Source organism: Corallococcus sp. M7 (assembly GCF_054512695.1).
In genome coordinates this window covers 4,717,456-4,730,908 of the sequence record NZ_CM137252.1, presented here as the reverse complement: position 1 = coordinate 4,730,908, position 13,453 = coordinate 4,717,456, and the positions used below count along the sequence as shown (strand labels likewise).

The 13,453-nt window shown below is 71.4% G+C and carries 6 protein-coding genes (1 of these 6 cut by a window edge); 5 read left to right on the top strand and 1 reads right to left on the bottom strand.

The genetic code is table 11. The features are described 5' to 3' along the window. The first annotated feature begins 45 nt into the window (after positions 1–45). The gene (locus ACX114_RS19040) at positions 46–1,098 is read left to right on the top strand and encodes a hypothetical protein (protein WP_459299719.1); all 1,053 of its coding nucleotides are present in this window, start codon (positions 46–48) and stop codon (positions 1,096–1,098) included. Between the two features lie 15 nt (positions 1,099–1,113). Continuing rightward, positions 1,114–2,436, top strand: coding sequence for a nucleotide disphospho-sugar-binding domain-containing protein (locus tag ACX114_RS19035; RefSeq protein ID WP_459299717.1), 1,323 nt, complete (start codon positions 1,114–1,116; stop codon positions 2,434–2,436). Here ACX114_RS19035 and ACX114_RS19030 read toward each other — a convergent pair. Then, positions 2,411–3,286, bottom strand: a complete 876-nt coding sequence (locus ACX114_RS19030) for a class I SAM-dependent methyltransferase (protein WP_459299715.1) — start codon at positions 3,284–3,286, stop codon at positions 2,411–2,413. The genes ACX114_RS19035 and ACX114_RS19030 overlap by 26 nt on opposite strands. A gap of 161 nt (positions 3,287–3,447) precedes the next feature. Between ACX114_RS19030 and ACX114_RS19025 the strand changes: the two genes are divergently transcribed. From ACX114_RS19025 to ACX114_RS19015, 3 genes are all read left to right on the top strand, one after another. After that, on the top strand, positions 3,448–4,602 hold the full coding sequence (locus ACX114_RS19025) for a hypothetical protein (protein WP_459299713.1): 1,155 nt from the start codon (positions 3,448–3,450) through the stop codon (positions 4,600–4,602). A gap of 227 nt (positions 4,603–4,829) precedes the next feature. Next, entirely contained in the window at positions 4,830–7,241 is a 2,412-nt protein-coding gene (locus tag ACX114_RS19020) for an acylase (RefSeq protein ID WP_459299711.1), read from the top strand. Positions 7,242–7,452: 211 nt separating this feature from the next. Then, a protein-coding gene (locus ACX114_RS19015) for a non-ribosomal peptide synthase/polyketide synthase (protein ID WP_459299709.1) crosses the window boundary here: on the top strand, positions 7,453–13,453 show its start. Its footprint extends 12,002 nt past the window's final position; the window shows 6,001 of its 18,003 coding nt (coding positions 1–6,001); the start codon lies at positions 7,453–7,455; its stop codon lies beyond the right edge, outside the window.

Below are 13,453 nucleotides of genomic sequence, written 5' to 3'. Positions count from 1 at the left end.
GTCCCGCCGAAGCCCTGTAACCCCGGGGCTTCGGAGCCAGACACCATGATCGTCCGGGACGCACTCGAGCACGCGAAGCATTGGGTGGACACCGAAGGCAGCCGGATCCCCGGCTTCGCGGGGGCCTACGTGGCGGGGCGCATGGCGTCGCTCCCGCTGGACACCCCCTTCAGCACGTGGCGTGACGTCGACCTCGTCGTCGCCACAAGCGACGCGGAGCAGGCCCGGGCCTCGCGCCTGGAGATGCTCCACAAGGGCGTCATCGTCGAGTGCTCCGTCCTGGACGCGGCGCTGTTCCAGAAGTTCGAGAGCGTCGTCTCCAATCCGGAGCACGCGGACAACGTGCGCGAGGGGCGCATCCTCGCGGACCCCACGGGCGCCTTCCAGACGCTGCACGAGCAGGTGGCCCGGGAGTTTCCCCGCCGCACCTGGGTGAAGGCCCGCTGTGACTCCCACCGGCGCGCCGTCCTGGGGCACCTGGAGCAGGCCATGCAGGACGCCGGCGCCGGGGCAATTCCGCGGATGCTCCTGAACTACCACGCCGCCATGGTGTACCTGTCGGGGCTGGTGGCGCTGTCCCACCTGAAGCCCATCACCATCCGCCAGTGCTACGTCCTGTCGGGTGAGTTGCTGGAGCGGCAGGGACACGCGGCGCTCCACGAGGAGTGCCTGGCGCTGCTGGGCTGCGCGGACCTGTCGCGGCAGGAGGTGGAGGGCTACCTCGCGGACTTCATGAAGGCCTTCGACCGCGCCGTCGAGGTGAAGAAGAGCGACGTGCCCTATGGCTTCAAGCTCCGCGCGCACCTGCGGAGCGCCTACCTGGAAGGCACGCGGGAGATGATCGACGCCGGGCGGCACCGCGAGTCGATGTTCTGGTTCTTCGGCCTGTACTTCCTGGCCCTGATGGTCATCCAGAACGACGCCCCCGAGGCGGAGAAGGCCGCGTTCCAGGCCCGCTTCCACGCCTTCTTCGGCCGGCTCGGCTTCCTGCCCAACTCCCCCTGGGCGGCCCGGTTCCAGCAGACGAAGGCGGTGTTCGAGAAGCTCTCCCGCGCCGCGGACGAAGCCATCGCGAGCAACACCTTCCTGCCGGACTGACGCGGCCTCCTGCCCATGGCGAACGTCCTCATCGCGCCCTACCCCAGTCACGGCCACGTCAACCCCACGCTCAAGGCCGCCCGGGCCCTGCGCGAGCGCGGCCACCACGTGGTGTACGCGGGCCCCGTGGATGCGCGGGAGCTGGTGCTGCGCGCGGGGTTCGAGTTCCTCCCCGTCCTGGAGGAGCAGTTCCCCGAGGGCAGCTTCCACGCCTTCGGGGCCCGCGGCTTCCTGGAGCACGTGCGCAAGCTGCGCCAGTACTCGCGGCGGGTGGATGACGCGCTGAAGGCCATTGGCGACGGCGCGCTGGACGGGCTCTTCGAGCGCACGCGGCCGGACGTGGTGGTGTGCGACTCCATGCTGCCCTACCCCGCCATGGTGGCGCGCAGCCGCCAGGTGCCCGCCGTCTTCTTCAACGTCACCATCCCGCGCGAGCTGGTCCACCCGTTCCTCGCCCGTCCCGCCACCACCTTCTCGCGCCGGATGCGCGCCATGGGCGTGCACACGCTGCTGTCGCTGATGGAGCTGCTGGGCGTGGCGCCGAAAATGCGCAAGCGCCATGCGCGGATCGCCCTGCGCTACGGCTATCCCGTGGAGGAGCTGGCGACGGAGCCCGAGCCCATCCTCGTGCGCGGCATCCCGGAGCTCATCCTCGCCCCGCGCGAGTTCGCCGAGCCTTCCGGCAGCGTGGACTCCACGTACCTCTACGTGGGGCCGAGCGTGGACCTGGACCGGCCTCCGTCCGACTTCCCCTGGGAGCGCCTGGCGGCGGACAAGCCGCTGGTCCTCTTCTCCCTGGGAGGCATGGGCGGCTACAGCCGCGCCCTGGAGACGCTGGTGCTGGACGCCATGTTCGAGGTCGCCCGGGACCGGCCCCAGTGGCAGTTCGTCTTCGCGGTGAACCCGACCCACGAGACGCAGCGCTTCGACGCGCTCTCCAACGTGGTGGCGGTGAAGCACGCCCCGCTGCTCCAACTGCTGGAGCGCGCCACCGCGGTCATCACCCACGGCGGCTTCAACACCGTGAAGGAGTGCATCTACTTCGGCGTGCCCATGGTGGTCGTCCCGCTCGCGTTCGATCAGCCGGCGGTGGCGCGCCAGGTGGAGCTGCGCGGCCTGGGCATCCACTGCCCGCCCAAGACGCTGGAGGCCTCGCAGATGCTGCGGCACCTGGACGCGCTGGTGGGCGATCCCCGGTGGCGCAAGGCCATGGAGCCGCTGAAGGAGCGCTTCCACGACAGCGAGCGCAATGCCTCGGCCGCGGACGCCATCGAGCAACTGCTCCAGGCGCCCGCGACAGGGAGCGCCGCGCCTACGCCGGCTGCTTCCGCACGGTGAGCTGGAAGCCCTTGCGCACCACCTGCAGGCGCCGCCCGGCGGCGGAGACGAACGCGTCGATGCCGATGTCGGGCCGGTCGATGCTCTCGTAGTTCGCCAGCTGCGCGGTGGCCATGCCGTAGTCGTCGAAGGTCATGATGCCGCCCGGCTTGAGCAGCCGGAAGCACAGCACCGCGTCCTCCAGCGTGTCGTACGCCTCGTGGGAGCCGTCCACGTAGATGTAGTCGTACACGGCCTCCGCCGGGAGCTGCCGCAGGACGATGCCGGACAGGTCCGCGCGCTTCTCCACGCGCTCGGCCGCGCCGCTCGCCGCCAGGTTCTCGTCGAACAGCTTCGCGGCGTCACCCTGGAACAGGTCCACGCAGGTCAGCCGGGAGGTCGGGTGCGTGAGCACGTTCTCCAGGAGCCAGAGCGAGGAGCGCCCCTCGAAGCTGCCAATCTCCAGCGCCCGGATGCCAGGGGCGCCCATCAGCGGGGCGAGCGTCTCGCGCCACTCGGCCTCGCAGTTGGACATCCAGTCCGAGGAGAAGCGGTACCGGCCCACCTGACGCGCCGCGGGGTTGCGCTCCAGGTACCCGTGCACCGCCGTCTTCACCTCCGGACTGACCCACTTGAAGTCCAGGAGCCGCGTGAGCGCGGTGCGCACCGTGAGCTTCAGGTTGTCCACCGAAGCGGCGTGCGGCCCCAGCCTGGCCACCGCCCCGTCCGTCAGCATCCCGCTCAGGCCCTCCACTTCCTTTATCCACCCGAGGATGGCGGGGTTCGCGGCGGCGGGCTCCATCCGCAGGAACCCCTGGAAGCGGGCCGCGAGCGTGGACACCTGCGATGCGAGATCAATCCCGGGATTCACTCAGCGACCTGCCTTTCAGCTGTGAGGGGCCGGGATGGTTCCATGACGCAACTCACGCGGTCAACGAGAGGCAGGCAATACAAGAAAGAAAACCTCTCCCGGAAATCGCTTATAAGGGCGCCCCATCCTCGACAGGGCCTGACGGTCCACCCACCTCCGCCATGAACGACACGCGCCTCCTGGTCAGCAGCATCATCCGGATCACCGAGCCGGGCGCGCACAGCGGCTCCGTGCGGCTCGTCAGCGTGAACGAGCGGCGCGTGCTGGCGAAGTGGCCCATCCCCGAGTCGCCGTTTCGCGCCTTCGATCCCAACCCTCGCGGCGGGCTGCGCGGCGCCCGGGGCATCAGCGGGGACGCGGAGCGCATCGTGGTGTCGGTGACGGACCGCCTCTATGTCTTCGACCGCGCCTGGAAGCAGGTGGGGGAGCTGACACACCCGCTGCTCGGGCAGGTGCACGACATCCTGGTGGAGCCGGACGGCGTCTGGGTCACGGCCAGCGCGTCGGACGTGGTGATGAAGCTGGGCTGGGACGGCGCCGTCCTCCGCACCTGGAGCTGGCGGGAGGACAAGGCGCTCGCCCGGGAGCTGAACCTGCTGGACGCGCTGCACGGCGAGCCGTGCGACGACTACCGGGACCCGCGCAAGCTGCCCACCGCGTTCGACTTTGTCCACGTCAACAGCGTGGCTCGATGTCCCGAGGGACTGCTCCTGTCCTTCGGCTTCGTCCCCTCGCGCGCGTCGCGGCGCATCCAGTGGCTGTTCGACCTTCCCGGCGCGCTGCAGCGGCGCCTGAGCGGGAAGGAGCAGGCGGCGCGGCCCTCCAGCCTCTTCGCGCTGCGCTTCATGGCCTCCAGCTTCACCTCGTCGTCGTGGGTGGGCGTGCTGCTGCCGGACCAGGGGCCCGCGCGCGTCGTGGCCCGACAGGACCGCATCATGCGGCCCAACCACAACCTGCTGCGACACGGAGACACGCTCGTCTACAACGACACCCACGGCAACCGGCTCGTGCAACAAGCGTGTGACGGAAGCTGGAGGAAGCAGGTGGAGATCCCCGGCGATCCGCCCTTCGTCCGGGGGCTCGCGCCGTTCGGAGGCAACCGCTTCCTCGTGGGCAGCCAGCGGCCCGCGGCCCTCTACGTGGTGGACCTGGACGCGGGGAGCTGCGACCGCCTGATGGAGCTGGAGGGCGGCTCACCCCACGAATGCGTCTACGGCATCCACGCCGTGCCGGACGGCTTCGGCGAGGCACCCGCCGCGCTCTGGGGACAAGCCCCCGCGGCGCCTGGCGACGACATGCCCTCACGGGTCGCTTGAGCCCCTGTCACATGCGACCGCGTCACATCCTTTTTGTCTCGAAGAACGAATTAATACCGCTGTAACGGGTTGGCTGAAAATCAAGGCTGGTCAATTTGACCTTGTGAATCAGCTTTTCCTATCCTCCGCGCGCGATGCCCCCTGCCCGCTCTCCGAGGATCTCTTCCGCCGTTCCTTCCCACTCCACGCGTCGCGGTCCCTGGAAGCGTCGTGCGCTCGCGCTCGCCGTGCTTCTGGGCGCTTCCGCGTGCGATGACGATCCGGAGGCACCGCCCACGCCAGAGCCGGCGCCACGCTACGAGGCGACGATCCGGCGCTCGGGCAACGGGGTGCCCCACATCACGGCGAAGAACCTGGGCAGCGCGGCGTTTGGCCAGGGCTACGCGTTCGCCCAGGACAACGTCTGCACGCTGGCGGATCAGATCCTCAAGGTGCGCAGCGAGCGGGCCCGGTTCCTGGGCCCGGGCGCGGGCAACGCCAACGTGGCGAGTGACTTCGGCTACCTCTCCCTGGGCGTCCACGCGCGCGCGAAGGACACGCTGCCGGCGCTGCCCGAGGACGTGCGGGCGATGATCCAGGGCTACGCCGCCGGCTACAACCACTACCTGTCCCAGGTGGAGCCCGCCGCCCGCCCCGCGGCCTGCGCCAACGCCGCGTGGGTGAGGCCCATCGACGACGTGGACCTGATGGCGTACCACATCAGCCTGGCCCTGCTTTCGAGCAGCTACCAGTTCGTCGCGGCGGTGACCAACGCCCAGCCGCCCACGGTCACCGGCGGGCAGCACATCGACGTGCCGCCGCCGCAGGCCTTCCAGCAGCTGCGCGATCACGACCTGGGCAGCAACGGCTGGGCCATTGGCGCGGAGCGCTCCGCCAACGGTCACGGCATGCTCGTGGCCAACCCGCACTTCCCCTGGCAGGGCGAGCTGCGGCTGTGGGAGAGCCACCTCACCGTGCCGGACGTGATGAACGTCTACGGCGCGTCCCTGGTGGGCGTGCCCGGGGTGCTCATCGGCTTCAACGACAACGTCGCGTGGACGCACACCGTGTCCGCCGGCCAGCGGATGACGCTGTACCGGCTGAAGCTCGTGCCGGGCAAGCCGACGCACTACGTGTACGACGGGCAGGAGCGCGAGATGACCGCGCGCACGCACACCATCCTGGTGCGGCTGCCGGACGGCTCGCTCACGAACATCTCGCGCACGCTCTACAGCAGCCACTTCGGTCCCATGCTCGCCATCCCGGGCGTGACGGACTGGACGGCGCAGGTGGCGTTCACCTACCGGGACGCGAACCTGGACAACACCGTCCTGCTGGCCCAGTTCCACGCGATGAACCGGGCGAAGAACCTCCAGGAGTTCAAGAACGCCTTCGCCAACGTGCAGGGCATCCCCTGGGTCAACACCCTGGCCACGGATCGCGACGGCAACGCCTGGTACACGGACGCGGCGGCCACGCCCAACCTCAGCCCCGCGGCGCTGGATGCGTGGCAGCAGTCCATCTCCGGCGCGGATCCGGTGGCGACGCTGTTCTTCCGCAACCTCAACCTGGTGCTGCTGGATGGCAGCACCTCCGTCAATGAGTGGGTGGCGGCCCCCGGCGCCCGCAGCCCCGGCCTGGTGCCCTTCGCCCAGGTGCCGCAGCTGGAGCGGCGCGACTTCACCTACAACGCCAACGACAGCTACTGGCTCACCAACCCGGCGCAGCCCCTGACGGGCTACTCCCCGATGCACGGGCCCGGGGCCCGCAGCCAGCAGCCGCGCTCGCGCATGAACCTGGTGATGCTGACCGAGCAGTCGGCGGACGGCGCCTCCGGCGCGGACGGCAAGTTCACGTTGGAGGAGCTCCAGGCGTCCATCCTCAACAACCGCAGCTCGGTGGCGGAGCTGCTGCGCCCGGCGCTGGTGGAGCGCTGCCAGGCCACGCCGTCCGCGACGTACCAGGGCAAGACGGTGGACCTCACGCAGGCCTGCGCGGTGCTCGCAGCGTGGAACGGCCGCTTCGACACGGATAGCGTGGGCGCGGTGCTCTGGCGCGAGTTCATCGGCACGTATCCGGTGAACCAGCTGCTCAACAAGGGCACCCTCTTCGACACGGCCTTCGACGTGAGCGCCCCCTTCACCACGCCCAGCACGCTCCCGCCCGCGCCCGCGCAGGGGGAGGACCCGGCGCTCGTGAAGCTGGCGCAGGCCGTGACGCTGCTGGGCACGGCGAAGATCGCCGTGGACGCGCCGCTGGGCAGCGTGCAGTTCGCGGAGCGCGCCGGCCAGCGCATCCCCATCCACGGCGGCCACAACCGCGACGGCGTGGCCAACGTCTCCATCTACGGCACGATCCAGTCCTCGCTCGTCGACCCGGTCCCCCCGCGAGGGGCGGTGCTCAACGGTGAGACGGGCCTGAGCACGACCGGCTACGTCGTCAGCACCGGCTCCAGCTTCATCCTGGCGCTGGCGTACACCGCCACGGGCGTGGACGCGCGCGCCCTGCTCACCTACGGCCAGTCCGGAGACCCCGCCTCGCCCTACTTCGTGGACCAGACCCAGCGCTTCTCCCAGAAGCAGTGGCGCACGGTCCTCTTCAACGAGGCGGACATCGCCGCCGACCCGGCGCTCACGCAGCAGGTCGTGTCGGCGCAGTAGGTCCCGCGTCACGCAGCAAGGGCCCCTGGCCCGCAGCGCTTCACCCCGGTGACCCGTCCCCGTCGGGTCACCGGGAACACCTTCGCCCATGCCTTCGCGGGCTGTCCGCCTCCCTCCCCGTGGGAGCGCGGACCGTCACGCCACGGCGCCGGACCGCCCCGGGTCCCAGGCTCCGCCGCATCTCCATACATAACAGTAAATCGTGAAAAACATGTCTGTCAAACTTCACGTGAATCACGGCGCTGCCTCGTCACTCGTCGCGCTCCTGCGCCAGCAGGCGGAAGCACGCGCGGAGGCGCCGCTCTACACGTTCCTGGAGGAGGACGGCTCCGAAGTCACGATGACGCGGGGGGAGATGGACCGCTGGGCGCGGCGCATTGGCGCGGCGCTGGAGGCGGTGAGTCCGGCGGGGGCGCGGGTGGTGCTGCTGTATCCGCCGGGGCTCCAGTACATCGCGGGGTTCTTCGGCTGCCTCTACGCGCAGCGGATCGCGGTCCCCGCCTATCCGCCGGATCCGATGCGGCTGGGCCGGACGCTGCCCCGGCTGCGCTCCATCATCGAGGACGCGCGGGCGACGGTGGTGCTCACCACGTCGTTCATCGCGTCGTTCGCGGAGATGTTGTTCGAGCAGGCGCCGGAGTTGAAGGCGCTGCACTGGGTGGCCACGGACGAACTGCCGGAGGAGACGGGGCAGGACTGGCGGCCCGCGGACGTGGGGAGTGATGCGCTGGCGTTCCTCCAGTACACGTCCGGGTCCACGGGCACGCCCAAGGGCGTGATGCTCAGCCACGGCAACCTGCTGCACAACCTGGGGCTCATCTCGCACGCGTTCGAGAGCCGCCAGGACTCCGTGGGCGTCATCTGGCTGCCGCCGTACCACGACATGGGGCTCATCGGCGGCATCCTCCAGCCGCTGTACGCGGGGTTCCCCGTCGCCCTGATGTCGCCGCTGGACTTCCTCCGGCGCCCCATGAAGTGGCTGGAGGCGGTGTCCCGGTTCAAGGGCACCATCAGCGGCGGTCCGAACTTCGCGTTCGACCTGTGCGTGCGAAAGAGCACGCCGGAGGAGCGCGCGGCGCTGGATCTGCGCGGTTGGGAGGTCGCGTTCTGCGGCGCGGAGCCCATCCGTCCGGAGACGCTCGCGAGGTTCACGGACGCCTTCGCGCCCTCCGGCTTCCGCCCGGAGTCGCTCTACGCCTGCTACGGCCTCGCCGAGGCGACGCTCATCGTCTCCGGTGGCAAGAAGGGCGTGTTCCCCGTCCACCGTCCCTTCGCCTCCGACGCGCTCGCGCGGGGTGAGGCGCGGGAGGATGCCGGCGGTCCGATGCTGGTGGGCTCGGGTGGAGACCTGCCCGACCAGGAGATCCGCATCGTGGATCCCGCGACGTGCGAGCCGTGCGCGCCGGGCCGCGTGGGAGAGATCTGGGTCCACGGTCCGAGCGTGGCCCGGGGCTACTGGGAGCGTCCGGAGGAGACGGCCCGCGCGTTCCACGGCCGCGTGGCGGGCGGCGGCGACACGGTGTACCTGCGCACGGGAGACCTGGGCTTCATGCAGGACGGGGAGCTGTTCGTCTCCGGCCGGCTCAAGGACCTGATCATCCTCCGGGGACGCAACGTCTACCCGCAGGACCTGGAGCAGACGGTGGAGCTGAGCCACCCGGCGCTGCGTCCGGGATGCACCGCCGCGTTCGCCGTGGACGTGCAGGGCGAGGAGCGGCTCGTCGTCGTTCAGGAAGTGGATCCGCGCCGCATGACGGATCCCGATGAGGTGACCGCGCGGGTCCGTCAGCGGCTGGCGGAGCTGCACGAGGTGCCCCTCCATGCCCTGGTGCTGATCGAGCCCGGGAGCATCCCCAAGACGTCCAGCGGCAAGATCCAGCGAAGCGGCACCCGGGCGGCCTTCCTCGCCGGCGAGCTGCCCGTCGTGACCGCGTGGCGCGAGGAGGCCGTGGCTCCGGCCACCCCGGCGCCGTCCGCCCCTACCCTGCTGGCACCGGACGCGTCGCTCGCCGACACCACGGCGTGGCTGCGCGGGGCGATGGCCCGGAGCCTGCGCCTCTCGCCGGACGCGCTCGACGGGGACCTGCCCATCACCCGCTTCGGCTTCGACTCGCTCGGCGCCATCGAGCTGGGCCACGCGCTGGAGACCGGCGCGGGCGTCGCCGTGCGCATGGAGGAGCTGCTCCGGGGGCCCACGCTCGACGAGCTGGCGGTGCTGATCCACGAGCGCCGCCGGTCCGCGAGCGCCAAGCCCGCGCCCATCGCACGCCGGAGCGACGACGCGCCGGCGCGTTTGTCCCCCGGACAGGAGCGGTTGTGGTTCCTGGAGCAGTTGGAGCCCGGGAGCGCGCTGTACAACATCACCGCGGCCGTGCGGTTCCAGGGGCCCCTGGAGCCCGCCGCCCTGGAGCGCGCCTTCCAGGACGTCGTGCGCCGCCACGAAACCCTGCGGACCACCTTCCACGCCGCGGAGGGCGCGGCCGTCGTGCGCATCGCGCCGGAGGCGTCCTTCACGCTCGGCACCGGGGACCTGAGCGCGTTGTCCGCGCCCGCGCGCGAGCGGGAGCTCCAGCGCCGCGCCGACGCGGAGGCGCTCCGGGGCTTCGACCTGGGCACGGGGCCGCTGCTGCGCGCGGTCCTGCTCAGGACCGCGGAGCACGAGCACGTGCTGGTGCTCACCATGCACCACATCATCGCGGACGGCGTGTCCATGGAGGTGCTCGTCCGGGAGCTGGCGGTGCTCTATCCGGCGCACGCCGGAGGCCGCCCGGCCGCGCTGCCGGAGCTGACGCTGCGCTACTCCGACCACGGCGCGTGGCAGCGGGAGATGCTCCAGGGCACCAATCTGGACGAGCTTCTCGGCTTCTGGCGGCGCGAGCTGGAGGGCGCCCCCGAAGTCCTGGACCTGGCCGTGGCACAGCCCCGGCCGTCCGCGTCCACGCATCAGGCCGCCAGCGTGGAGGTGGGCCTCTCCGCCGGACTGCTGGAGCGGATGAAGGGGCTCGCGCGTGAGCAGGGCGTGTCGCCCTTCGTCGTCCTGCTGTCGGCCTACCAGTTGCTGCTGGCCCGCTATTCGGGTCAGGACGACATCGTCGTGGGCACGCCCGTCCACGGCCGCGAGAGGCCAGAGGCGCGGGAGCTCATCGGCTTCTTCGTCAACACGCTGGTGCTGCGCACGCGGCTGACGGGCGTGACGACCTTCCGCGAGCTGCTCGCGCGCGTGCACGACGTGACGCTGCGGGCCTACGCCCACCAGGACCTGCCGTTCGAGAAGCTGGTGGAGGCGCTGCGGCCGGCGCGGCACCCGGGCGCTTCGCCGCTGTTCCAGAACGTGCTGTCCATCGTTCCGGATCCGCTCGCCACGCAGCCGCTGCCGGGCCTCACCCTCCAGCAACTGGAGCTCCCCAGCCACTTCCTCCAGGGCGACCTGCGCCTGGCGCTGTCCGAGAGCACGGCGGGGCTCCGGGGCCGGCTGGAGTACAGCACCGACCTGTTCGACGCGGCGGCGGCGCGCCAGTTGGTGGCGCACCTGGGCGGCCTGCTCGCGGCGGCGGTGTCCCAGCCCGACGCCCCGCTGGACAGCCTCGACATGCTGGAGGCCGGTGAACGGCACCGGCTCGTCGTGGAATGGGCGGAGACCCGCGCCGGTGAGGCGGACGAGAGCTGTGCGCATCGCCTCTTCGAGGCCCAGGCCGCGCGCACTCTGGACGCCACCGCGCTGCGTCTGGGCGACGCGGCGCTCACCTACCGGGAGCTCAACGCGAAGGCCAACCGGCTCGCGCGCGTGCTGCGGCAGCGGGGCGTGGGCCTGGAGACGCTCGTCGGGCTGTGCTTCGAACGTTCGTTCGACATGGTCGTGGGCCTGCTGGCCATCCTGAAGGCAGGCGGTGCGTACGTGCCGCTCGACCCGGCTCAGCACCCGGAGCGGCTCGGCTTCATCCTGGAGGACACGCGCGCGCCGCTCGTGCTCACGAGCCACGCCCTGCTCCCACGGCTGGGCGGACGGGATGACCGCGCCCTGTGCATCGAGGACGTGGAGGACGCGTGCGCCCGGGAGTCCGGCGAGGACCTGGAGGGCGGCGCCACCAGCGGCTCGCTGGCGTACGTCATCTACACGTCCGGTTCGACGGGCCGTCCCAAGGGGACGCTCTTGCAGCACCGCGGCCTGTGCAACACGGCCCGTGAGACGGCCGCGATGATGCGGCTGGGCGCGGGCAGCCGTCTGTTGCAGTTCTTCGCGCTGAGCTTCGACGCGGCGGTGTCGGACATCTTCCCGCCCCTGCTGTCGGGCGCGACGCTGGTGCTGGCGCCCCGGGACGCGGTGATGCCGGGCGCCCCGCTCGAGCAGACCCTGCGCGAGCAGGAGATCACCGTCGTCACGCTGACGCCGTCCGTGCTGGCGCAGTTGGATCCGTCGCAGGCGACCGGGCTCCAGACGCTGCTCACGGCGGGCGAGGCGTGCACGCCGGAGCTCGCGCTGCGCTGGGCGGACCGGCTCCGCTTCGTCAACGCCTATGGCCCCACGGAGGTCACCGTCTGCGCGACGTTCAACCCGAACGTGGATCCGGAGCGGCCCACGCTCGGCCAGCCGCTGGCCCACGTGCAGGTGTACGTGCTGGACGCGGGGTTGCGTCCCGTGCCGGTGGGCGTCCCTGGTGAGCTGTGCGTCGCGGGCGTGGGGCTCGCGCGCGGCTACCTGGGCCGGCCCGACCTGACCGCCGCGCGGTTCGTGCCCAACCCCTACGCCCGCGTTCCCGGGGCCCGGCTGTACCGCACGGGCGACCGCGTGCGCCGGCTGCCCGACGGAGGCCTGGAGTACCTGGGCCGCGTCGACGACCAGGTGAAGCTGCGCGGCTACCGCATCGAGCCGGGAGAGATTGAAGCGGCGCTGCGTGCCCGGCCGGGCGTGCGCGACGCGGCGGTCATCCTGCGCGAGGACAGCCCGGGAGATCCGCGGCTGGTGGCCTACGTGGTGGCCACGCCTGACGTGGCGCGCGGCCTGCGCGAGGCGCTGGAGTCCCAGCTGCCGGACTACATGGTCCCGTCGGCCTTCGTGCCGCTGGAAGTGCTCCCGCTGACGCCGCACGGAAAGCTGGACCGCAAGGCCCTGCCGCCGCCGGGAGCGCCGGACACGGCGCGGGACGGGACCTTCGCCGCGCCCACCACGGACACGGAGCACCGGGTGGCCGCGCTCTGGGCGGAGGTGCTGAAGACCGACCGCGTCGGCATCCACGACGACTTCTTCGACCTGGGGGGCCACTCCCTCATGGCCACGCAGGTGATCGCGCGCATCCGCACGGCCTTCGGCGTGGAGCTGCCCCTCAGCGCCTTCATGAACGACGTGACGACGGTGGCCGCGATGGCCCGTCACATCGACGCGAACACCCAGCCCCGCCGGGCCGTGCCCGCGCTGACCGCGCTGCCGCGCACCGGTCCCCTGCCCCTGTCGCTGGCGCAGGAGCGGCTGTGGCTGGCCGACCAGCTCTCCCCGGGCTCGCCGCTCTACAACGTGCCCGCGGCGGTGCGGATGCACGGCACGCTGAACCCGCTGGCGCTGCAGCAGGGCCTGGCCGAGCTCATCCGCCGTCACGAGGCGCTGCGCACCGTCTTCCGCCAGGACGAGGGACGCGCGGTGCAGCACATCCTGCCCGCCTCCCCTCCGGCGCTTCCGCTGGTGGACCTGTCGGACCGCCCGCGTGACGAAGCCGAGGCCGGCGCACGCAAGGTGGCGCGAGAGGAGGCGGTGCGCCCGTTCGACCTGGAGAAGGGCCCACTCCTGCGCGCGGTGATCGTGCGCATCGCCGAGCAGGAGCACGTGCTCTGCCTGACGCTGCACCACATCGTCTCCGACGGCTGGTCGGGCGGCGTGTTCCTGCGCGAGCTGGCGGCGCTCTACGGCGCCTTCAGCCAGGGGCAGCCCTCGCCGCTGACGGAGCTGCCGTTCCAGTACGCGGACTATGCCGCGTGGCACCGCGGCTGGCTGGAGTCCGGCACTCTGGCGGAGAACCTGGGCTGGTGGCGCAAGCAGTTGGAGGAGCTCCCCACGTTGCAGCTGCGCGCGGACGTCCCGCGCCCGCCCGGCGAGCGCTTCCAGGGCGACGGCCGGCGCTTCACCCTCCCCGCGAAGCTGACCGGAGAGCTGGAGGCGCTCGCGCGCGCCGAGGGCGCCACGCTGTTCATGGTGCTGCTCGCCCTGTTCGACGTCCTGTTGC